The organism is Fodinicurvata halophila (assembly GCF_042651425.1).
GTDB classification, from domain to species: domain Bacteria; phylum Pseudomonadota; class Alphaproteobacteria; order Kiloniellales; family DSM-21159; genus Fodinicurvata; species Fodinicurvata halophila.
The window spans coordinates 143,568-164,610 of record NZ_JBHSCW010000002.1 but is presented as its reverse complement, the minus strand read 5'-3'; the positions used below and the strand labels follow the sequence as shown (position 1 = coordinate 164,610).

The 21,043-nt window shown below is 64.2% G+C and carries 23 protein-coding genes and 1 riboswitch; of the genes, 8 read left to right on the top strand and 15 right to left on the bottom strand.

The features are described from left to right. Positions 1-134: 134 nt before the first annotated feature. Genes ACFOW6_RS04600 through ACFOW6_RS04590 form a run of 3 tightly spaced genes read left to right on the top strand, consistent with a single transcriptional unit; the run spans position 135 to position 1,999 of the window. Complete coding sequence (locus tag ACFOW6_RS04600; protein ID WP_382421160.1) at positions 135-851, top strand: energy-coupling factor ABC transporter ATP-binding protein; 717 nt, start codon at positions 135-137, stop codon at positions 849-851. Next, positions 845-1,438 (top strand): CbiQ family ECF transporter T component, encoded by a 594-nt coding sequence (locus ACFOW6_RS04595; protein WP_382421159.1) that lies wholly within the window; start codon positions 845-847, stop codon positions 1,436-1,438. The genes ACFOW6_RS04600 and ACFOW6_RS04595 overlap by 7 nt, the downstream gene beginning before the upstream one ends. Positions 1,439-1,456: 18 nt before the next feature. After that, complete coding sequence (locus ACFOW6_RS04590; protein WP_382421158.1) at positions 1,457-1,999, top strand: biotin transporter BioY; 543 nt, start codon at positions 1,457-1,459, stop codon at positions 1,997-1,999. 21 nt (positions 2,000-2,020) lie between these two features. Here ACFOW6_RS04590 and ACFOW6_RS04585 read toward each other — a convergent pair whose 3' ends face one another. The 13 genes from ACFOW6_RS04585 to ACFOW6_RS04525 form a co-directional block, all read right to left on the bottom strand. Continuing rightward, positions 2,021-2,689: a DUF2848 domain-containing protein gene (locus ACFOW6_RS04585; RefSeq protein WP_382421157.1), complete on the bottom strand. Its 669-nt coding sequence runs from the start codon at positions 2,687-2,689 to the stop codon at positions 2,021-2,023. Between the two features lie 18 nt (positions 2,690-2,707). Next, complete coding sequence (locus tag ACFOW6_RS04580; protein ID WP_382421156.1) at positions 2,708-3,988, bottom strand: TRAP transporter large permease; 1,281 nt, start codon at positions 3,986-3,988, stop codon at positions 2,708-2,710. Next, a complete protein-coding gene (locus ACFOW6_RS04575) occupies positions 3,985-4,557 on the bottom strand; it encodes a TRAP transporter small permease subunit (protein WP_382421155.1) in 573 nt (190 codons plus the stop codon). Before ACFOW6_RS04575 ends, ACFOW6_RS04580 begins: the two co-directional genes overlap by 4 nt. Positions 4,558-4,600: 43 nt before the next feature. Next, positions 4,601-5,647, bottom strand: a complete 1,047-nt coding sequence (locus tag ACFOW6_RS04570; protein ID WP_382421154.1) for a TRAP transporter substrate-binding protein — start codon at positions 5,645-5,647, stop codon at positions 4,601-4,603. Between the two features lie 26 nt (positions 5,648-5,673). Further along, positions 5,674-6,555, bottom strand: coding sequence for a putative hydro-lyase (locus ACFOW6_RS04565; protein ID WP_382421153.1), 882 nt, complete (start codon positions 6,553-6,555; stop codon positions 5,674-5,676). 66 nt (positions 6,556-6,621) lie between these two features. Then, on the bottom strand, positions 6,622-7,548 hold the full coding sequence (locus ACFOW6_RS04560) for a LysR family transcriptional regulator (protein ID WP_382421152.1): 927 nt from the start codon (positions 7,546-7,548) through the stop codon (positions 6,622-6,624). 65 nt (positions 7,549-7,613) lie between these two features. Next, on the bottom strand, positions 7,614-8,258 hold the full coding sequence (locus tag ACFOW6_RS04555) for a LysE family translocator (protein WP_382421151.1): 645 nt from the start codon (positions 8,256-8,258) through the stop codon (positions 7,614-7,616). Positions 8,259-8,333: 75 nt separating this feature from the next. Then, complete coding sequence (locus tag ACFOW6_RS04550) at positions 8,334-9,368, bottom strand: permease (protein WP_382421150.1); 1,035 nt, start codon at positions 9,366-9,368, stop codon at positions 8,334-8,336. A 45-nt stretch (positions 9,369-9,413) separates the two neighbouring features. Next, positions 9,414-9,728 carry an ArsR/SmtB family transcription factor gene (locus ACFOW6_RS04545; protein ID WP_382421149.1) on the bottom strand — a complete coding sequence of 105 codons (315 nt, stop codon included), beginning with the start codon at positions 9,726-9,728 and terminating at the stop codon, positions 9,414-9,416. A 121-nt stretch (positions 9,729-9,849) separates the two neighbouring features. Further along, complete coding sequence (locus ACFOW6_RS04540) at positions 9,850-12,264, bottom strand: sensor domain-containing phosphodiesterase (protein ID WP_382421148.1); 2,415 nt, start codon at positions 12,262-12,264, stop codon at positions 9,850-9,852. Positions 12,265-12,303: 39 nt separating this feature from the next. Then, positions 12,304-13,758, bottom strand: coding sequence for a sigma-54-dependent transcriptional regulator (locus ACFOW6_RS04535; RefSeq protein WP_382421147.1), 1,455 nt, complete (start codon positions 13,756-13,758; stop codon positions 12,304-12,306). A gap of 93 nt (positions 13,759-13,851) precedes the next feature. Continuing rightward, complete coding sequence (locus ACFOW6_RS04530) at positions 13,852-14,418, bottom strand: TMEM165/GDT1 family protein (protein ID WP_382421146.1); 567 nt, start codon at positions 14,416-14,418, stop codon at positions 13,852-13,854. 97 nt (positions 14,419-14,515) lie between these two features. Beyond that, a riboswitch (yybP-ykoY riboswitch) is annotated at positions 14,516-14,633 on the bottom strand. A gap of 38 nt (positions 14,634-14,671) precedes the next feature. Further along, positions 14,672-16,024 (bottom strand): DUF2254 domain-containing protein, encoded by a 1,353-nt coding sequence (locus tag ACFOW6_RS04525; protein WP_382421145.1) that lies wholly within the window; start codon positions 16,022-16,024, stop codon positions 14,672-14,674. 135 nt (positions 16,025-16,159) lie between these two features. Here ACFOW6_RS04525 and ACFOW6_RS04520 point away from each other — a divergent pair, with 135 nt between their 5' ends. Then, positions 16,160-16,360, top strand: a complete 201-nt coding sequence (locus ACFOW6_RS04520; RefSeq protein WP_382421144.1) for a hypothetical protein — start codon at positions 16,160-16,162, stop codon at positions 16,358-16,360. Between the two features lie 60 nt (positions 16,361-16,420). Here the strand turns inward: ACFOW6_RS04520 and ACFOW6_RS04515 are convergent, their stop codons facing one another. Continuing rightward, positions 16,421-16,675: a hypothetical protein gene (locus ACFOW6_RS04515; protein ID WP_382421143.1), complete on the bottom strand. Its 255-nt coding sequence runs from the start codon at positions 16,673-16,675 to the stop codon at positions 16,421-16,423. Positions 16,676-16,828: 153 nt separating this feature from the next. On the opposite strand from ACFOW6_RS04515, the gene ACFOW6_RS04510 reads away from it, so the two are divergent. From ACFOW6_RS04510 to ACFOW6_RS04500, 3 genes are read left to right on the top strand one after another with little or no spacing between them, the layout of a single operon-like run. Next, positions 16,829-17,383: a PAS domain-containing protein gene (locus ACFOW6_RS04510; RefSeq protein ID WP_382421142.1), complete on the top strand. Its 555-nt coding sequence runs from the start codon at positions 16,829-16,831 to the stop codon at positions 17,381-17,383. Between the two features lie 3 nt (positions 17,384-17,386). Continuing rightward, positions 17,387-18,094 (top strand): RluA family pseudouridine synthase, encoded by a 708-nt coding sequence (locus tag ACFOW6_RS04505; RefSeq protein ID WP_382421141.1) that lies wholly within the window; start codon positions 17,387-17,389, stop codon positions 18,092-18,094. Continuing rightward, entirely contained in the window at positions 18,079-18,744 is a 666-nt protein-coding gene (locus tag ACFOW6_RS04500) for a hypothetical protein (protein WP_382421140.1), read from the top strand. The genes ACFOW6_RS04505 and ACFOW6_RS04500 overlap by 16 nt, the downstream gene beginning before the upstream one ends. Before the next feature lie 12 nt (positions 18,745-18,756). Here ACFOW6_RS04500 and ACFOW6_RS04495 read toward each other — a convergent pair whose 3' ends face one another. Then, positions 18,757-19,920 (bottom strand): tetratricopeptide repeat protein, encoded by a 1,164-nt coding sequence (locus ACFOW6_RS04495; protein ID WP_382421139.1) that lies wholly within the window; start codon positions 19,918-19,920, stop codon positions 18,757-18,759. Between the two features lie 388 nt (positions 19,921-20,308). Between ACFOW6_RS04495 and ACFOW6_RS04490 the strand changes: the two genes are divergently transcribed. Beyond that, on the top strand, positions 20,309-20,947 hold the full coding sequence (locus tag ACFOW6_RS04490) for a TetR/AcrR family transcriptional regulator (RefSeq protein ID WP_382421138.1): 639 nt from the start codon (positions 20,309-20,311) through the stop codon (positions 20,945-20,947). The last annotated feature ends 96 nt before the right edge of the window (positions 20,948-21,043 follow it).

Sequence of the window (21,043 nt, the reverse complement as noted above, 5' to 3'; positions counted from 1 at the left end):
TACGTTCTGGTTTCTGCCTTCTGGAGGTTTGTTCCGGACGCGGCTTTGCGCTATCCATCGCTTCTGAGCTTAGGGGGCCAGCGGGGCCGGGGACAAGGGCCGAGCCTGCCGTTGGTCAGGAAGATGGAAGACGCGTGACGGCAGACAACGCCATAGAGCTTGAAGGAGTCTCGGTCCTGCGCGAAGGCCGAACGATCCTGGGAGATATCGACCTGACGATTCCCCAGTCGCGGGTGGCCCTGATCGGGCGTAACGGTTCCGGCAAGTCCACTTTGGGCCGGGTGATGAAGGGCCTGATCCGTCCGGACGTGGGACGTGTCCGGGTGCACGGCCTCGATCCGGCGCAACGCTCCTTCGAGGCGCTGTCGGTGGCCGGCTTCCTGTTCCAGAATTCCGATCATCAGATCCTCTGCCCCTCGGTGCTGGAAGAGATCGGCTTCGGATTGCGCGAGAACGGCTGGTCGCGCCAGGAGGCCGAGGCCCACAGCCTGGAGCTCATGGCACGACATGGCATCGAAGCCTGGCGGGACCGGGCGGTGGCCAGCCTGTCCGAAGGACAGCGGCGCCTGGTCTGCCTTCTGGCCGTTCTGGTGATGGCGCCGCGCGTCCTGATTCTGGATGAGCCCTTCACCGGACTGGACATTCCCACGCGCCTGCGCCTGGTCGCCTTCATCCGGGAGCTGCCGCAGCAGGTGGTGATGATCAGCCACGAGCCGGAGTCCCTGAAGGATTTCGAGCGGGTGCTCTGGCTGGAGGAGGGGCGCCTGCAGGCGGATGGCCGCCCGACGGAGGTGATGCCCGAGTTCCTGGCCGTCATGCATCGAGGTTCGGAGGTGGCAGCCTCATGGTGAGCCTGATGATTCATCGCCGCTGGATCCGGGCTATGCCGGCGGGGGCCAAGCTGGCGGCACTGGCCCTGATCAGCATCGCACTCTTCCTTGTGCAGGATCCGTTGATCCTGGCGGTCGTGCTGGCGGCCACCCTGGCCCTTTTGGCCCACCTGCGCGCGCTGTTCCTGCTGCGCACGCTGCGCCCGGTTGGCATCATGCTGCTGCTGGCCTTCGCGGCCCATCTGTTCCTGGGCGACTGGCAGCTGGGACTGGTCGTGGTGCTGCGCGTCGCAGTCCTGGTGCTGCTGGCCACCATCGTGACGGCGTCGACGGCGCTCTCGGAGATGCTGGTGGTCCTGGACCGCCTGCTGGCGCCCTTGCGCTGGGCCGGCCTGTCCACGCGGCCTGTCTCGGTGGCCATCGTCATGACCCTGCGCTTCGTGCCCCTGCTGGCAGCGCGCTGGCAGGGCCTGTCCGAGGCCTGGCGCGCGCGCTCACCGCGGCGGCCGACCTGGCGTCTGGTCACCCCTTTCATTCTCACGGCCCTGGACGATGCCGACCATGCCGCCACGGCCCTGGCCGCCCGCGGTGCCTTTGCCAGGAGATAAACAACAGGAGATAAAAAGATGGAAAAGACCGTTGCCCGGGTGGCGCTGTTCGCTGCCCTGATCGCCGCCCTGGGCCTGGTGCCCCAGATCATGCTGCCCTTTGCCGGGGGTGTACCGATCACGGCCCAGACCCTGGGCGTGATGCTGGCCGGCCTGGTGCTGGGACCCTGGCGCGGCACGCTGGCGGTCCTGCTGCTCATCGTCGTGGTGGCGCTGGGGGCGCCGGTACTCGCCGGCGGTCGCGGTGGCCTGGGAGTCTTCGTCGGGCCTACGGTTGGGTTCCTGCTGGGCTGGGCCCTGGCGACCCTGGTCATCGGCTGGGCCTATCGCGTGATGGCTGAGCGTGGGGTCTTCCTGGCCGGCCTGCTGGCCTCGGTATTGGGTGGCATCGTGGTGCTCTATGTCTGCGGCATCATTGGACTGTCCCTGGTGACGCAGATGCCGCTGGTGCAGGCTGCGGGGGTGGTGCTGATCTTCATTCCCGGCGATATCGTCAAGGCGGTGCTGGCCGCCCTGCTGAACCGGGAGATCCGCCGGGCGCGGCCCGACTTCGCGGATTGATACAGGCGCCCTGAGCGGTCGTCAGGAGACGATCGGAAGCGGCTTGATACGATAGCTGTGGTTGATACTGCGGTCTTCCACCGGATCATGCAGTTCCATGAAGAACTCCCCGGCCGGCCGCACGTCGCCCCGAACGCCCAGGGTGCCGCAGAGCATAGCGGCCGCGCCATCCGCGGCGGCTTCCAGGAAGCCGGCGCCATCCATCAGCTCGTCCAGCGGCCGGATCGAGGCCAGGCTGCCTTCCTGGTACAGCGTCTTCTCGCCGTTCTCCAGAATCCACGAGCGCAACTGCAACTCATCCAGGCGCGCTGCCAGGGGAGCGAGTTCCCAGAGCTCGCCGGCACAGGGTTTGGCGCAGACCTGCTTGGAGTGCGCCACGGAGTAGGCTTCCAGATCGCGGTCGGTATGGTCCGAGGCGAGGCCCAGGTAGGTCTGTCCGCCGGCACGCAGCAACAGCGGCTCGACCTCCCCGGAGGTGTTGTCGCCCACCACCTGGATTTCGGACGTCTGGGTCAGCAGCTCTGGCGAAACGCGATAGTACAGCGGCACGCTCGACGGCGGCGTAACACCGAGCGCGGCCAGTTCCTTGATGTGATGGTCGATGGCTTCGCGGTCGCGGCCGGTCCAGCCGGCCACGGTGCAATGCGCGATGTCGATCTCAAGGGCTGTGCCGTTGCAGGTGAAGTGCATGATGCTCCTTTCGGGGGGTCAGATGATCGAGGGCAGCCAAAGGGCCAGATCCGGGATCAGGACCAGCAGGGCCACCATCAGCAGCATGACCAGGACATAGGGTATAGCGCCGACCATGACCTCGCCCAAGTGGCCTTTCTGCCGCGCACCCTGGACCACGTAGAGGTTCAGCCCCACGGGCGGGGTAATCAAGGCCATCTCGATCAGCACGATCAACAGGATGCCCAGCCAAAGCTTGTCGAAGCCCATCTCTGCCATGATCGGCACAATGATGGGGATGGTGGCCACCATCAGCGAAAGCGTCTCGATGAAAAAGCCGAGGACGATGTAAATGCAGATGACCAGCAGCAGAGTGCCCATGGGACTGAGGTTGTAGGCATTGATCAGGCTGGTCAGCTCGCGGCCCAGCCCGGCCGAGGCCAGGGTGAAGTTCAGGAAGTAGGCGCCGATGATCACCAGCATGATCATGGCGGTGATGCGCACGGTGCCGAGCAGGGCGAGGCGCAGCATGTCCAGGTTGACGCCGCGGTTGCCGGTGGCGATCGCCAGCGCCATGGCCACGCCGACGGCAGCGGATTCTGTGGGCGTTGCCCAGCCGGCATAGATCGAGCCGACCACCACCACGAAAAGCAGGATGACAGGTACCAGCTGGGTCAGGCTGGTCAGCTTGTCGCGCCAGGAGAAGCTGCGGCTGGGGCCGCCCAGGCTGGGTCGAAACCAGCAGATCACGGCCGTGATGACGACGAATATGGCAGCCATCAGCAGGCCCGGGATCAGTCCGGCCACGAACAGGCTCGGGATCGAGGTTTCGGTCAGGAAGCCATAGACGATCAGGTTGATCGATGGCGGAATCAGGATGCCCAGCGTGCCACCGGCGGCGATGGCACCGGAGAAGAGGCGCGGATCATAGCCGAGCTTTTCGGCCTGGGGCATGGCGACCGTGGCGACCGTGGCGGCGGTTGCCACCGAAGAGCCAGAGGTCGCCGAGAACATGGTGGCGGTGCCGATGTTGGCATGGACCAGGCCGCCCGGCAGCCAGGAGAACCACTTGTCGAGCGCGGCATAGGTGCGTTCGGCGATGCCGCCGCGCACGAGAATCTCGCCCAGCAGGACGAAGAAGGGAATGGCGATCAGCGTGGAGCTGTTGGAGGACGACCAGACCACCTGGCCCAGGCCACGCATGAGAGGAAAGCCCGAGAAGAACTGGTCGATCCCGAAGCCCAGCAGGAAGAGGACGACTCCCACCGGTATGGAAAGCGCGAGCAGAACCAGCAGCGCCAGGCTGACGAACCAGATCATGTCGCGTCCTCGCTGCGGTCATCCTTGGCCTCGGCTTCCGAGAAGGTGCCGAACTGCTCGTCGAAGGCGTGCAGACGACCGGAGGCCAGCAAGCCGACGGCGCAGAGCAGCATCAGGCACGCGGTCACTGCAAACCATACCCAGCCCGAGAACCAGATGGTCTGGGGAATCCACAAGGGCGTGGCCAAGGGGGTGTTGGCCAGGGCGTTGCTTTGCAGGCTCTTGCCCAGGACGGGCCAAGTCTGCACTGCAACCACCGTGACGGTGACGGCCAGAGAGGCAATGGCCAGCAGGTCCAGCACGATCCGGCCCCAAGTGTGCAGACGCAGGCGCAGGAAGTCGATGCGCACATGCGCCAGCTCCATCAGGGCAAACGGCAGGCCCCAGCTGGCGGTGGCTGCCATGACATAGCCCGAGATCTCGGTGGAGCCGCCAAGCGAGCGGCCCAGTTGTCGCGTTATGATGTCCAGCAGGATGAAGGCGACGGTCAGCGCCAGTGCGACGCCGACCGCCAGGCCTATGCCATGATTGATGCGCCGGAGGATCGCCAGGATCCGATCGAAGATCATTGCATCACCTGCCTGCACCTCCGGCGCATATCGGCCCTATGGATCAGAGCGGGATCTGGACGCCGACCGTTTCGCCGACGGTTTCGTTCCAGCGCTCAGCCCAGTCTTCGCCGGCACGATCAACCCACTCGGGAAGCACCGTTTCCTCCAGGACGCGCCTGGCGGTCTCGCTGTCTTCCTCGGTCGGTTCGACCAGGGTCATGTCACGCGCGTCGCCACGGCTGCATTCCCCCTTGCCGGTCAGGCAGGCGATGTCCTCCTCGAAGGCGCCTTCCGCATCGGCCCAGACCTTGTCCTCGAAGTCTTCCTTGATGGTAGTCTGGATCAGCTCCTGGTGCTCTTCGGAGAGGCTGTTCCACTTGTCCAGGTTCATGGCCGTCACCACCGAGTCCCAGCCACCGAGCGGCAGGGTCATGAGGTGCGTGGTGACTTCCCACCACCCGGCACTGTAGCCCGACCCGGCACCGGTAACGCCACAGTCGATCACGCCACGCTCGAGTGCACCCGGGACCTCGGCAAAGTCGACGTTCACGCCTTCGGCGCCCAGGGCTTCCAGGAACTTGGTGGTCATGCGGCCGGAGCCGCGGATCTTAAGCCCCTCCAGGTCTTCCAGGGAAGCCACCTCGGCATCGCAGAAGACGACCTGCGGCGGATAGGGCGCGATGGCGAGCATCTTCGAATTGAAGCGGTCGCGCATGATGTCCTCGACCATCGGGCGGGCCGCATCGACCATCTCCTCGGCTTCGCTGGCCGTGGTGGCCACGAGCGGCACGTCCAGGCCCTCGAGTTCGGGGGCATCGCCGACGGTGTAGTCGGCGACCGTCATGCCCACGTCGAAGACACCGTCGCCAAGCAGGCGATAGACGTCGGAGCCGGCCACGCCCATCTGATCGAAGGTCGTCATCTCGACCTCGATCTCGCCGTCGGAGGCTTCGGGCAGGGTTTCCGTCCAGTAGGGCTCCTCGTAGTTCTGGTAAAGCGGCAGACTGCTCCAGCTGCCGACCACCGAAAGGCTCTCGGCGAAGGCCGGAGATGCCATCAGCAGGACGGCCGAACCGGCCAGAAGTCCTGTACGCAGGGATGTTTTCATGGGTCTGTCCTCTCTGTTCGTTGTTGTCAGGGGTTGGGTGAGTCCGAGGGGCGGAAGCTGCTGAGACCTGACAGCCTGGCTTCTGCCGCCGAGGAGGGAAGGTCGGTTACCAGCATGTGGCCCGGTGCATGGGTGATGGCCAGATCCGCGCCGCAATGGCGCAGAGCCAGTTGCGGCGTGACTCCACAGGCCCAGAAGACCGGAATGTCGCCTTCCTCCATATAAGGGGGATCGCCGAAGTCCGGCGTATCGAGATCCTTGATGCCGATCTGCGCGGGCTCGCCAATGTGCACTGGTGCGCCATGTGCCAGGCGGAAGCGATCCGAGAGCAGGATGGCGTGGATGGCATCCCAGGACGGGAAGGCGCGCATCGAAACCACCAGGGGGCCGGAGAAGGCTCCCGCCGGCACTGTCGAGATGGAGGTGCGGTACATGGGCACGTTGCTGCCAGCCTGAAGGTGGCGCAAGGGGATGCCGGCCTCTTCCAGCGCCTCTTCGAAGGAGAAGGAGCAGCCGATGACGAAGGAAACCAGATCCTCGCGCCAGAGCGCGTCCAGATCAGTCACCGTCTGCTGGGGGATGCCGTTGCGGAATACGCGATAGGCCGGCAGGTCACTGCGGATATCGATATCCTGACCCAGTTCGGGCAGGTTCACCGCCCCGGCCTCGGCCAGGCCGATGATGGGACAAGGCTTGGGATTGCGCTGGCAGAACAGCAGGAAATCGAAGGCTTGGGCCTGTGGCAGAATGGCCAGGTTGCCCTGCAGGTAGCCCGGGGCAAGGCCCATGGTCGGCCCAGTATGGTCCTGCCGACGTATAACCTGGCGGAGAGCCTGGGGCGAAAGGCTGCGAAGCTCCGCGGCATTGGATCGCGGCGTGCTTTCCTGCGGACTGGGCATATCCATCATGCCGTTCGGCCTCCCTTTTCCGTCGGCAAGAATTCCAGAGCCTTACGATCCTGTCAATCGATCAAATCAGACTGTTTGTGATCTTGTATACGGATCATTTTGATCAGCTTCGCGAGCGGCGGCGGTGATCAGTTCGCCCGCTTCGCGGTTGCGCGCCGGCAGGTAGCAGACGACGAAATTGAGATCGGGCACGCGCGCCTCGTCCCGAACGGGCAGGCGAACCAGCCGTTTTTCCTGTTCGCGCGCCTGCCCGACCGCTTCGGCCATGCGCGTGGGTAACAGGCCGATCCCGAAGCCGTCTCCCACCAGATGGAGCACAGTGAACAGCGAGGCAGAGCCGTGAAGGACGGGGGCGGCAACCTGGGAGGAGGCAAAGAGCTGTTCCAGCTGGCGATAGGGGGTGGTGCTCTTGGGAAAGGTGACCACGGGATAGGCGGCCAGTTCCGCGATCGCAAGCGGCCGGGATGCGGGCACCATGCCGTCGCGGGCATACCAGTCGAGCGTGATTGGCTTGAGGGGGGTCGCCAGGGAGTCGCGTGGCTGATACTCCGGCATCAGGATGGCGATATCCAGTTCGTCGTCGACCAGCTTGCGCGCCAGTTGTTCCGAGGTGTCAACTGACAGCTCGAAGCGCACATGGCCGTGATCGCGACGCAGGGCGTTCAGCATGGCGGTCAGGATGGTGTGGACGATGGTTTCGGCCACGCCGATGCGGACCGTGCCGTTCAGGCCGCTGCTCTGGGTCAGCTCCTGGACGATGCGATCGCGGCTCTGGATCAGGCGTTCCGCTTCTTCCAGGAAGCGTCGCCCGGCCATGGACAGGCGAACCTGCCGCCCGACCCGGTCGAAGAGCGTGAGCCCGAGGCGTTTCTCCAGGGCGGCAATGCGTGCCGATATGGCGGACTGGGCCAGACCGCTGCGTTGTGCCGCGGCACGGAAGCCGCCGGCGCGGACCACTTCACGGACAATCTCCACATCGCGAAAACCGAACATGCTGTCCTCGAACCCGATTGATCGCCATAATCGATCGTACTGATCTATTGCGATGGATACGCTGTTCAGCGGCTCCCTGTAAAGGCGATCCTGAGCCCGAAGGCGATCAGCACCCCGCCGGTGATGCCGTCCAGGGTGCGGGCCACGGCGGTGCGCCGCAGGAATCCGGCCGCCGGGCGGGTCGCAAGGGTGATGAAGGCGAACCAGAGGACGCCCAGTCCGGCATGGATGGCGGCCAGCAGGATGCTGAACAGCAACACGTTTCCGCCCGCCGGTATGAACTGCGGCAGGAAGCTAACGTAGAAGACCCCCACCTTGGGGTTGAGCAGGTTGGTGAGCGCGCCTCGCGCAAACCACCGCCGTCCGCTGAGGGCTGGCGCTGCGGACCGGTCCCAGGGCGCCGTATCTGGCGGTTGCTTGCGCACGGCATTCCGGATCAGCAAGCCCCCGAGGTAGATCAGGTAGACCGCCCCGGCAATCCGTACGAGATTGTAGGCGGTTTCCGAGACGGCCAGCACCGCGCCCAGCCCCATGGCGGCGAGAAAGCCCCAGACCAGGACGCCGGTGGAAATCCCAAGGCCGGCCAGCATGGCGCTGCGGGCATTCTCCACGGCTGCCGTGCGCAGCACCAGAGCCGTGTCGATTCCAGGTGTAAGTGTTAGCAGAGTGGCGGCCAGGGTGAACGCGAGGATGGCTTCAAAGGGTCCCATGGCGGACTTCCGACAGGATGTGAGGCAGTGCAATCTAGTCGGCGAGTCCCGCCCCGCACAAGCGTGTCGAGGTCCTTACGCCATCAGGCCGTAGAGAAGCCCTGCCGTCAGGGATCCGGCGAGCGCCAGGGCCACGTAGGCGAGGAAGACCGGAAGCCGGGCAAGTGCGAAGACGGCGATGGCAGCGGGGACGCTGGTGATGCCGCCGGCGACCAGGAAGGCCATGGCGGCACCGGGCGCCATGCCCTGGTCCACCAGGCCGCCCATCAGCGGCAAGGCCGCATAGCCGTTCAGGTAGGCGGGCACGCCGACCAGGGTGGCGCCGGCCACTGACAGCCAGGAGTCCGTACCCACGACGTGTACCACCAGATCTGCCGGTACATAGACCAGCATCAGGCTCTCCAGCAGGAAAGCGAGTGCAAGCCATTTACCGAGGAAGACGCCGTTCTTCAGGCCGTCGCGTGCGAAAGCCTGTCGTCGGGCGGCCTCGTTCCAGAAGGTCCAGGCAATGGGCCGGGGGCGTCGAACCTGGTTGCCGGCACAACCGCCGTTCCCGTAGCCTGCACGCAAGGGTGTTCTCAAGGCGCCGCCGCGCTGCAGCAGGTGGATCACGATCCCGCCCAGAAGTCCGATGCCCATGGCGGCGAGGGCCTTGCCCAGGGCAAAGGGCAGCCCCAGAACGCCGGCGGTCAGAATGAACATCGAAGGATCCATGACGGGAGAGGCCAGCCAGAAGGCCATGACGGCGGGCAACGGCACCCCCATGCTCAGCAGGGCCGCGATCAGCGGGATGACGCCGCAGGAACAGAAAGGAGAAGCCGCGCCGATCAAAGCCGCAGAGGCGATCATCACTCCGGTGTGTCCCTGGAAGGCCCGGGCGATCAGGCCGTCCGCGCCGCTCGCTTTTGCCCAGGCGGCCAGCAGGATCGACAGCAGCAGGAACGGGAGGACGTCGAGCAGGCTGGTCAGGGTAAAGACCAGGCTATGGGGCAGCTGCTCCGGAACCAGCACGGCCAGGCCTGCCAGGGTCAGGACAGATGCAGTCAGTGCCGCATCCGGGATGCGATAAAGCCCACCCGGACGAAAAGCGGGGAGCGAGAGTGGTTTCATTTTTCTAAATACCTAGATATGTAGTTATATTTGGACAAAAAAATATCAGGCCGCATCCTCCTCCCGCTCGACCTTCAGGCCGGTACAGCATTCGTCGGTCAGGTAACTGACCAGGCCTACGGTCAGACGGAAGTCGACGCGGGAAATCACCACCCGACCCTGTCGTTCCTGGACGACCAGCCCGGCACGCACAAGACTGGACAGATGGTGGGCGAGGGTCGAAGCGGGGATCTCCAGGTTGCGCTGGAGCTGGCCCACATTCGCCCCCTCATTGCCGGCGCGAACCAACAGCCGGAAGAGTTTCAGGCGCGTGGTGTTGCCGAGCGCAGCAAGAGCCTCTGCGGCATCTCTGTCCTGCATGAATGCCTCCTTGTCATGGAAGTATCCATATAACCAGAAATATAGTTATAATCAAGCCGAAATCTGCTTCACTTATCGATGCGCATCGGATCGGAAGCTCTTTCCGGCATGGTGGGTCTGCTCAGGACATCCCGGCCTGCCTTGGCGGAGCACTGAACTGCTGCAGAGCCGCTTGGGTGAAATCCCCCGGCGGCAGGGGCGGGGAGATCAGGAAGCCCTGCGCCTCGTCGCACCCCAGGCGGTTGAGGTAGTGTAGCTGGGCCTCGTTCTCGACACCTTCCGCAATGACTTTCATGCCCAGCGTATGGCCGAGGGCAATTACGGCTTCGGCAATGGCCGATGACGTTTCGTCCTGTCCGATGCCGCGCACGAAGGAGCGATCGATCTTCAGGCGATCCACGCGGTACTGATAGAGGTAGGACAGCGAAGAATAACCGGTGCCGAAGTCATCCACGGCGATGCTGAGCCCCAGGGCGTGCAACCGCTCCAGCATGGTGGCGGCCTGCTCCATGTCCTTGGCCAGCATGCTCTCGGTCAGTTCCAGTTCCAGGAGATAGGGTGAAAGCCCGCACTGGCGCAGTTCCTGCTCTATGTCGTCCACAAGCTCCGGATTGGAGAACTGGGCGAAGGAAAGGTTGATGGCAACGCGCAGCTGGCGGCCCTCCCGTTCCCATTGCGCGCCCTGCTGGAGGGCTTTTTCGATGACTCGCCGCCCGATCTTCTGGATCAGTTCGCTTTCCTCGGCCACGTCCAGGAAGGCACCGGGAGCCAATAGGCCACGCAAGGGATGGCGCCAGCGCAGCAGGGCCTCGGCGCCGATGATCTCGCCTCGCTCAAGGTGCAGCTGGGGCTGATAGAGAAGCTGCAACTCGTCACGGTCCAGCGCGGAATAGAGTTCCTCGCGCAATTGCGTGCGATGGCGCAGGCCCGCGTCGATCTCCGCCGAGAAGAAGCAGTAGCTGAGCCCGCGCTCCTGCTCGGCACGCCGCAGGGCCAGTTCCGCATTGCGCAGCAGTTGCCCGGTCTGGCGTGCGTCCTGGGGAAAGAGCGCGATACCGATGCTGGCCTCACAATGAATGGCGGCCTCCGGAAAGGTATAAACCGGCGAGATCGCATCAAGCAGGTCCTGCGCGAGTTTCATGGGAACGTTCAGGCCTGTTTCATAGGGGTGAACGATGACGAACTCGTCATTGCCGTAGCGGGCCAGGAAGCTGCCGACCTTGAGGTTGTCCTGAAGCCGGCGCGCCGTTTCGATCAACACCTTGTCTCCGGTTTCGTGCCCCCAGTTTTCGTTGACGCGCCCCAACTGCGCGATGTCCAGCAGCAGGACGGCGAAGCTGTGGCCATTGGCCCGGCTGCTGCTGGCCAGCTCATCGACATGCTCGTTGAAGGCAGCGCGGTTGGGCAGGCCGGTCAACAGGTCGTGGCGGGCCAGATGCATCAGTCGTTCTTCGGCCTGCTTGCGGGCCGTGATATCCTCCTGGATGGCGATCAGATGCGTGATCGACCCGCTCGCCGCATGGATCGGCGTGATGGTCTGGTAGACGCTTATGAGCGTTCCATCCTTGTGGCGATGCAACAGCTCGCCCTTGAAAGCCTTGCCCGAGAGGACGGTGCGCCAGAAGCGCTCCTGGAACTGCCCGTCGCTATCGTTGGCCCGCAGCTGGTGCATGGGCTGGCCAACCACCTCGGCACGCGTGAATCCGGTGATGCGCTCGAAGGCACGATTGACCCAGAGGATCGCGCCGGCCGAATCGGCGATGAGGATGGCGTTGGCAACCTCGGACAGGGCCTTGTCCTGCAGCAACAACTGGCGATCCTGCTCGTTGGCTTGCCAGGCAACCGCGATGCTTCGGGCAACGTCCTCGAATATCTCGCTCAAGCGCCTTGCCTGTTGTCCCGCATCCTGCTCGAAACAAACAAGGACGCCTACGGCGGTCTCACCGGCCATCAGGGGAAAGGCGGCGGACAGCCCGGGCGATCCCGCCTTCGAGGTAGACAGGCGAGCGGGGAGGACATGCAGGAGGCGGGAAGAGCTGCTCTTCGCATTCGCAAAAACCGGTTGGCCCTGGCGAAGGGCCTTCTGTACGAAGTCGGTAAGGTCTGGTTCCGGATCGACAGGAAGATCGCGGGCCTTGCCCGTGCCTTCCGCGATGACGGGCAGGCTGCCGTCTTCCCTGGGCTGCAGGATCCAGATGTCCTCCAGTTGGTAGGTCCGGCAGAGGCGGGCCGAGAGATCAGCGAGCATGCTGCGCAACTCGCGTTCGGCCAGCACATCGTCCATGAGCTGCCCGGCGATGGTCTCCGCGGCATAACGCTCCTCGAGAGCCGTGCGGCGCCGCACCAGCAGACGCAGCAACAGATATATGCCGGCCGTCATGACCAGGACGAAAAAGATGCCCTTCCCGGTCTGCAGAGCGGCACTGTCCTCGGGAAAGAACAGCTCGACCAGCTGATCCGAGAAAACAATCCAGGCCGCGGAAACAACCAGGTAGAGAAGCGCTGCCTTTTCAGCTACATGCGATCGCCAGAACACATTCCCTGCCTTTCGGAATTTGTACTGACAGATTATATATCAATCCGCATTCGCGCGCCACGATTGCAGTTTCCTGTAGAGGGTCGAGGGATTGACCTCCAGCAGGGCAGCGGCGCGCGGGACGTTCCCATCGCAGTGCTCGATGGCGCGCAGCACTGCCTCCTGCTCCAGGATGCGCAGCGGACGGATTTCCGGCATGGTCGTCGCCTGCCCTGTGCCGTTGCTTCCGGAGGGGCTTGGGGGAGGAGACTCGCCGGCGTCCCTGCCGGGGGCCGGCGTCAGGGCCTGCTCCAGCATATCGGCGGTCACGGCGTCCCCGTCGTTCAGAACCACCACATGGCGGATCACGTTCTGCAGCTGACGGATGTTGCCCGGCCAGGCGTGACTGCGCAGCAGCTGTTCGGCCTCTGCCGTGTAGTGCAGCAGGTGCTTGTTCTCCTCCGCGGTAAACCGGGCCAGGTAATGACGCGCGATCTCGAGCACATCGCCCCCACGCTCGCGCAAGGGTGGCAGATGAATGGGGATGACATGCAGCCGGTAATAGAGGTCTTCACGGAAGCGGCCGGCTCGAACCTCCTGCAGCGGATCGCGGTTGGTGGCGCAGACGATGCGGATGTCCGACTGCTCGGCCCGGGTGCCGCCCAGGCGTTCGTAGCTGCCGGTCTGGATAAAGCGCAGCAGCTTGCCCTGCAGGTCCGGGCTGAGTTCACAGATTTCATCCAGAAACAGCGTTCCGCCATTGGCGCGCGCCGCGGCACCGGCCCGATCGGCGATGGCGCCGGTGAAGGCACCGCGCACATGGCCGAAAATCTCGCTTTCCATCAGTTCATGGGGGATTGCGGCGCAGTTGATGGCCACGAAAGGCTCCCCGCTGCGCGGGCCTTCCTGATGCAGGGCGGCGGCACAGATCTCCTTGCCGGTGCCGGATTCGCCCGTGATGAACACCGTGGCCTTGCTGGATGCCGCGTTCTGGATCAGTTCATAGACCGTCTGCATGGGCAGCGATGCACCGATGAACCCATGAAAGCGCGGGCGGGCGATGCGTTCCCGGTAAATCTCCACCATCTCTTGGAGGCGCAGGCGTTCCAGTGCGTTGCCCACCGTGACAAGCAGGCGGTCGGCGGAGAAGGGTTTGACGAGGAAGTCATAGGCGCCGCGGCGCATGGCCTGCACGGCAAGATTCACCGAACCGTCTGCGGTCATGACGACCACCGGCAGGTGGGGGTGTTCCTGGCGCACGCGATCAAGGATCTCCATGCCGTCGATGTCCGGCAGCCGGATGTCGAGCAGAATGAGAGCAGGCGGGGCCGCTGCCAGGACCTGCAGGGCCGCCTGGCCTGTGGCGGCTAGGGTTACCTGGTGGCCGTCGCGGACCAGATACTCATGATAGACGGCCGCAAGCGCCGTGGTGTCCTCGACCATCAGGATGGAAGCTTGCGCCCCGCTGGTGTCGACGGTGTCCTGTTCAGAGGGAATGTCCGGCACGGCTGGCATGGCTTTCCTGGTGTTGAGCACTCTCCGGCAGCTTAGAACAGCCGGAGGCCCGAGGGAATGTCTCCCGTGCCATTCTGCCGGCCGGCCGGACTTCTAGAGTGCACTTATGGCCGCCCACAGGCCGAGTCCCGTGAACAGGGCGGCCGCAAGGGCGCGCACCCAGCGCAGATCGATACGCCCGCCGGTCGCGCATCCCAGGTAGATAACGGGAACGTTGGCGGCCATCATGCCCAGCGTGCTGCCCACGACCACGGCTGTGAGGTTCTGGAACTGCGCGCCGAGCGCGATCGTGGCCACTTGGGTCTTGTCGGCCATTTCGGCCAGGAAGAAAGTGCAAAGCGCCGCCCAGAAGGCATTTCGCCGGCCGTTGGCCTGGCCGTTGCCCGTCTCGTCAAGGCTGTCGGGAATCAGGCTCCAGACGGCCATGGCCAGGAAGGACCCAGCCAGAAGCCAGTGCAGGAAGCCGTCGGGCAGGTATTCGGCCATCAGCACACCAAAGGTGCCCGCCAGGGCATGATTGGCCAGGGTGGCGAGCAGAATGCCGGCCACGATATGGGCGGGGGCACGGTAGCGGGTTGCCAGAACGAAGGTCAGCAACTGGGTCTTGTCACCGATCTCCGCCACGGCGACGGCCAGCGTCGAAACGAGGAAAGCTTCCATGGACTGCGTCTATGGGCCGGGTGGTGGACACACCTATGACATCGCCGTTCCCACCCGACCCCCCGGTTGTGGAACGGCAATGCCAAAGGTCTCACCAGGTCCGGAAAGGCTTTCCGGCTGCCTGCACCACGGCATGGGCGTCTTGCACGCCGGCCAAGTCTGTTGATGCAGGCCCCTCTCGGGTTGGAGGGCGGTTACTCCCCAATGACGGCAGGAACCTTAGTGCGCACCGCATGGCTTTGCAACATCCGCTTCAGGGGTGCTCCTTGACCGGCGGGTGTGGCGGCAGGCCGGCCTTCTGGGCCGCCGCCTCGATGGCAGCAACCGCGCGCCTGTAACGTTCCTCTATCTGCTGAAGGTCACCTGCTTCCGCGACATTGCGCCGTCCGGCCCCGACCAGCATGGCGGCCTGGTCCAGCAGCTTGTCCCGGTGAAGCGGCAGGCGGATGTAGACGGCCAGCTTGGTCAGTGCATCCAGCATGCGGATCAGGATATCAGGGCGCTGGGCGCCATCCTGCCGAATCTGGTCGAAGGCCGTGCCAAGGATGCTGGTAAAGTCGGAAACCGGAACGACGAGGCGAGGCGCGCCCTCGGTATCGTGGTAAGTTTCGCTGTTGGCGCCATAGGCCATGATACGAGCCAGCGCCAGGGTCAGGCGGTCGATGGCGGCAATGGCCGTGTTCGGGTCGTTGATGCTGGAGGACAGTCCGCGCAGGGCGACGTCCACCAGCTGCCGGGCGGCGAACTCCAGGTCCTGGGTCGGGGTGCGTTCGTCCCCGGTGGCGACGGCCTCCCGCAGATGTTCCACCAGGTCGTCGCTGACACTGTCCGGCGGCATGATGCGGATGTGGTTGCCTTGGGGCAGTACGTGGTGGCCAGGCCGAAAGACCAGTTCGGCACAGGCCCCGGCATGCTTCAAAGCGGCCACCATCCTCTCGTGGTTGATGGTCTGGACATAGCCGCCCTTGTCCAGCGGCACGTTCGCGGCCTCCTTGAAGGAGGGGGGTGCCTGAACGGCCTTTTTCTTTCGTTCTTCGTGCGAGATCAGGCGCGCAATAGTGGAATCGAACGTGCTGCCCACTCGACGAATGATCGTATCCGCCACCACGGAGCGGGAGAGGTGGTGGACGAAGATCAGCAGAAACAGGACGCAGATCAGGAACAGCAAGGCGCCCAGGCTGACCGCCAGATCCGGCACCTGGTCGATCTTCCAGTCGCCGCTGATCGCCTGCAGCACCAGCAGCAGATAGACGATGGTTCCCAGGAAGTAGCCCAGAATGCCCTGCGTGCGCCAGTCTGCGATGAAGGCGCGAATCAGGCGCGGGCCCATCTGGCTGGCGGCGATGCTGAGCACGACCATGGTGATGGAGATGGCCAGCGTGGTCATGGTGACCAGCGACGAGAGCAGGGTGGACAGCAGGTTCTGGGCATCGCTGGCGCTGCCGTTGTGCAACCACCAGCGAGGCGCATCATCCGCGGAAAACCGCGGCGCATCGAGCATCAGAGCAAGGTTGGCCCCGAGAAGCCCGGCCAGGATCAGCACGCCCGGCAGGAACCAGAGGCTGGAACGTATCCCCTGCCAGATGTTCAGCACCCTCTCGATCACGAATTACCCCCGAAAATCTCTCTGTGTTCTGGACAGGATACGCGGGAAAGAAGGCTTGACCAAATGGCATTTGGTGTTCTGGAGGCGCCCCTGGCGCAGGGCTGTTCCAGGGGCTACTCCTGGAAATCCCTATGATTGGAAATGCGGGTGAAGGTGATCTCGGTGTCGGCGCAAAGCTCGGCGTTTCCCGGCAGGGGGGCCGAGGTTGACGGTGTTCCGCCCGAAGCGGACATTGAGATTGTCCATGGCCTGGGACAGGGCCAACTTGTGCGAGCGGATCTCCTGAGCGGCGAAGAGATCGCCGGAGGACCGGGTGGTTTCTACCAGGTCTTGTAGCGTGACGGAGACCTTCTTGATCGCTGCGGGCGGTGTGGCTCGCTGCATCTCGTCCCAGAGCTACACCAGCACGGATAGCAGGAACAGAGTGTCCTGGCAGGGGCTGGGCCGTTGCTCCCCGTGCCAGCGTTGGCCGTTCCTGAAGCGCAGGCCAAGGTGGACCCGGCCGGCCTTGCAGCCGAATCGTCGCAGGCGGAGGGCCACCAGACGGGCCTGGTCGGGGCCGCGCAGTTCGGGGTGCAGCTGCTGTTCCATGCTGGCGAAATAGCTGTTGAGGTCGAGAACCAGCCATTGCAGTTCGACAGGCCCGGACATTGGAACTTTGGATAATATAGAACAAAACAAGAGTGTCGCAGACTCGACCTTTCCGCCTGACAAGCAGCGGCTTGCTTTTCGCACAGCCGCACAGCAGAGTGCGTCCAGCCTTTCTCATGCGGGTTCCGGCCCGCGCTGCAACGGTTGCCTTCCATGCTCGAAACCTGCCGCCATCCGGCCCTGGATGTGGATCTGCCACTGAAGGATCATCCGGATCTCGCGAACGTTCTGGATATCTATCGTGACTTTGTTTGCAGCTATGGTCGTCCCCCGACACGGCGCGAGATCGACCCCCTGGATTACCGTGCCGTCATGCGCCGCATCGTCCTGGCAGAGTTGCACCCGGAGACCAGGCGGGTGCGCCTGCGTCTGGTGGGGGAGCACTTGAGTTCCGTTTTTCACGATGACTGGACAGGCGCCTATTTCGACGAAAAGCTGGATGCGCTGAGCGCCCAGGTACGTTACGAGACGTTTGCCAATTGGGTGGAAGGGGAACTGCCCACCTTCGGTACGCGACGTATCCGCATGAAGGACGGAACCGAGGTTCGCTACAAGCGTCTCGGGCTGCCCCTGACCCGTGTAGAGGGAGAGCCGGCCATGGCCATGGTGGTGGTCAGCGACCTGACGACGCAGACTTCGAAAACCAGAGAGCCCTATGCCACAGACCTCTGGACCCTGCTCTCCAGAGGTGCACTGTCCTTGAGGTGATGGATGAGTCCGGAGGAGATCCAGGCGCGTCTGCTCTATCGCGATCGGTTGATGCTGGTTGTCGACAAGCCGGCCGGCCTGCCAGTGCATGCAGGGCCGAGCGGTGGAGCGAGCCTGGAGGACAGCTTCGACGTCCTGCGTTTTGGCTTGCCGAAACCGCCGGCATTGGCACATCGACTGGATCAGGACACCAGCGGCTGCCTGGTGCTGGGGCGTCAGCGCAAGGCCCTGCGGCGCCTCAATGCCCTCTTTGCCGAGGGCAAGGTGCGCAAGACCTACTGGGCGCTGGTCGTGGGCCAGCCCGCCGAGGATCGCGGGCGCATCTCACTCCCGCTCAGAAAGGTCACGGATCGCAAAGGCTGGCGCGTGAAGGCCGATGCGGAGGGTCAGCCGGCGGTGACCGACTATCGCGTACTGGCGCGGGGCCCCAGCCATGCCTGGCTTGCCCTTTCTCCGCGCACCGGCCGGACGCACCAGATCCGCGTGCATTGCGCGGCCAGCGGCTGGCCCATCCTGGGCGATCCTCTTTATGGAACGAGCATGACCGAGCCCGATCGACAGGGCTTGCAGCTCCACGCCCGGGCGCTCAGCCTGCCGCTCTACCCCGAGCGCGAGACTATCGAGGTGGAAGCGCCGCTGCGTGCGGACATGGTGAAGAACCTGCGCGATTGTGTTGATATGCAAGGAGACGAGGTATGTGGCCATTCATGATCCCGGGCATGCTCATGCTCGTCGTGCTGGCCGCTTGTACCCAGGTGCCGGAGCAGGCGGAAGAGGAGGTGCGCCTTCGAGGCCATGCCTTCCGGACGGAGGCAGGGGTCGTCTTTGAGGCTTGCGAGGCCGACTCCTCGCGGCCGCTTCGCGACGTCACGCGAACAGAGCGGCTGGAGGGTCTGATGAGCGACTTGGGGCAGGGAGGGACCGATCGCATCTTCGTCGATATCCTGGCCAAGGAGCAGGATGAGGGACTCGAGATCGTCAGCCTGGAACATGCCGCTCATGAAACGGCAGGTTGCGCCGAAGACCAGGACTTCCTCTGGAAAGCCGGGGGCAACGAGCCCTTCTGGTCGTTCCGGGTGGGACTCTCGGAAACCCGGGTGTCGCGTGTCGCTGCGGAGATCGAGGAGTGGACCTTCGCAACTCCTTCCCCGCAAGTCGAGGGTCGCCTCTGGCGTTACAGTCCGGGACAGTTGGACGGCCAGGAAATCGTCCTTGAGTTGCGTCGCAATCCCTGTCGCGACAGTATGGCAGGTCACTTCTTCGCCTACAGCGCGGTATTGCGTATCGGGGAGGAGAGGCTGACGGGTTGCGCGCGGGCCGGGGCAGATATGACTGACCCCGGCCCTGACACGCAACCTTGACACGGCTATCGCTCAGGCAGCCTGCCGCAGGGTCTCGCTGCGCTGGCGGAAGAGGGCCGTCAGCGGGCTGTCGGGCCGCAGGAAGGCGCGTTCAGCGATCAGGGCCTTGGCCAACGTGTCCTCGCCGCCGCGCAGGGCAGCTTCGATCATCGTGAGATCGATGATGTCCCGCTGGGCGTGGCTGCCGCCGAAACGGGCGGCCTGGTTGCGCACCGGCCGCAACAGGCGGAGGACCGACGTGTAATCCCTTTCGCCGAAGGCTTTCAGGGCAAGACACAGCGGGCGGCCGACCGCGCGGGTGAAGAGCGCATTGTCCGCTTCGCTCTCCAGGGCCGCAGTCTGCATGTCCAGCAAATCATCCATCAGGTCCGCGCGGCCGGCCCCCACGAACGCCATGGCGGCGTGAACGTCGTTGAAGGCGTAATCCGAGGTCTTGATGAGAGGCGCCCAGACCTCGGCCAGGGCTGTCCAGCGTCCGCCAAGGTTCAGGCCGCGCAGGTGCAGGCGCCAGAGCAGCGCAGAGGCATCCACCAGCTCGAGAAGCACAGTGGAGCCGCTGCCGGCGATCGGTCCGTCATAGAGTTCCAGGACACGATCGATGTCCTCCTGCTCCAGATGGAACAACGAGAGATGCCACCAGTTGTGTACGGCGAAGAAATTGTCCTGCGACCAGGCCTCGGTGTCCGCGGTCATCCAGGCGATGCCATCGTCGTAGCGGTTCTGCATCTCCATGACATGTGCCACGGCATGCTGGGCCCAGGCATCCCGCCGTTCCAGTTCCAGTGCGCGCCGGCCATAGGCTTCGGCCCGCGCATAGTCGGCGGTTTCCTCGAGGCCGAACGCCAGCATGCCCAGGACGCCGTGATAGCCTGTCTGCTGACCGTCCCATGCCGGCAGAACACGGGCGATCCGGTCGCGCAGCATGCGGGAGTTTCCGGTATAGAAATCCACCAGGTGGCCGGACTGCAGGGCCAGCAGGTCGTGAGGGTAATCGTGAACGAGATCTTCGAGCACCCGCCCGCTCGCGTGCCACTTGCCCTCCGCCAGCAGGCCGGCGGCCTTCAGATGGGCTTTCTCACGCGCTGTGGCCGGGAGCCCCTCGGCGGCCTTCAGGCTGTCGCGTGCCACCGGCAGGCCGGCGGGCTCGGTTCCCAGAAGGTAAAGCCAGGCTTTCATGGCATGGCCCATTACGAAGGCAGGACTGTCTTCCAGAGCCGCCTCAACGGTGGCCGCAGGGTCATTGCGGTAGCACAGCAGCTCCTGCAGTGCGATTTCGTATAGGTCGAGACTCTTTCGGGAGACTCCACTTGCCGCCTGTTTCTAGGAATCCTCAATGGTCATCAGAATTTGCCCTTTTGTTCCAGTTTCTTGAGAGAGGGGACGAAGCCCCGTGTGCGCTGGACAGTAGGGCTGTTCGAGGAGGGGCAATAGCCGTCATGCGGTACAGTGATTGCCAGAAGCGCGGGAACCGCAGATACTCTCTGTCCTCAAGGTAATGAACACTGGTTGTGAAAGGTTGTCTCGAACAGGGATCAACCGGCAACTGGACTCTTGGTACAGAACAATGACGCTGTCATTGCCGACGAAACGCGGCGCTGCGCGCGAGCGTATCCTGGTTCAGGCGGAAACTGCCGTCCTGGAAAAGGGTTTTGCCGCCACCTCCATCGAGGAACTGATCGCGGGCGCCGGCGTTACCAAGAGCGCCTTCTTCTATCATTTTCGGGACAAGAACGAGTTGGCGCGAGCCATGATGGAGCGCTACATCGCCGAGCACGACGCAATGTTCGCCGATATCCTGCGCCGGGCCGACGAACTGCACGAGGACCCCCTGCACAGCTTCCTGGTCGGCCTGCGGCTGTTCGAGGAGATGATGTCGGACCTGCCGGGCACGCATCCCGGTTGCCTTGTCGCGTCCTATGTCTATCAGGATCGTCTGTTCAGCCGCGAGGTACGGGACTTGACCCTGCAGGGCTTCCTGGGCTGGCGAGAGCTTTTCCGGTCGCGACTGAGCGCGATTGCCGCGATCTATACGCCCAGTGTGGAGATTGATCTCGACGATCTGGCCGACATGGCACAGGCCCTGGTGGACGGCGGGATCGTGCTGTCCCGCTTGACCGAGGACCCGCAGGCGCTGCCGCGCCAGGTGCGGCTCTTCCGCACCTTCGTACGGATGATCTTCCTGCCGCAACAGCAAGCTTCCTGAGGGCTTCGCATCGGATCGCGGTGCGCCGTCGTTAACCTCTCCTTATAAGGGCGGGGTCTAGACTGCCAGAGCGTCTTTGCTTCGCTGCGTGTGCGT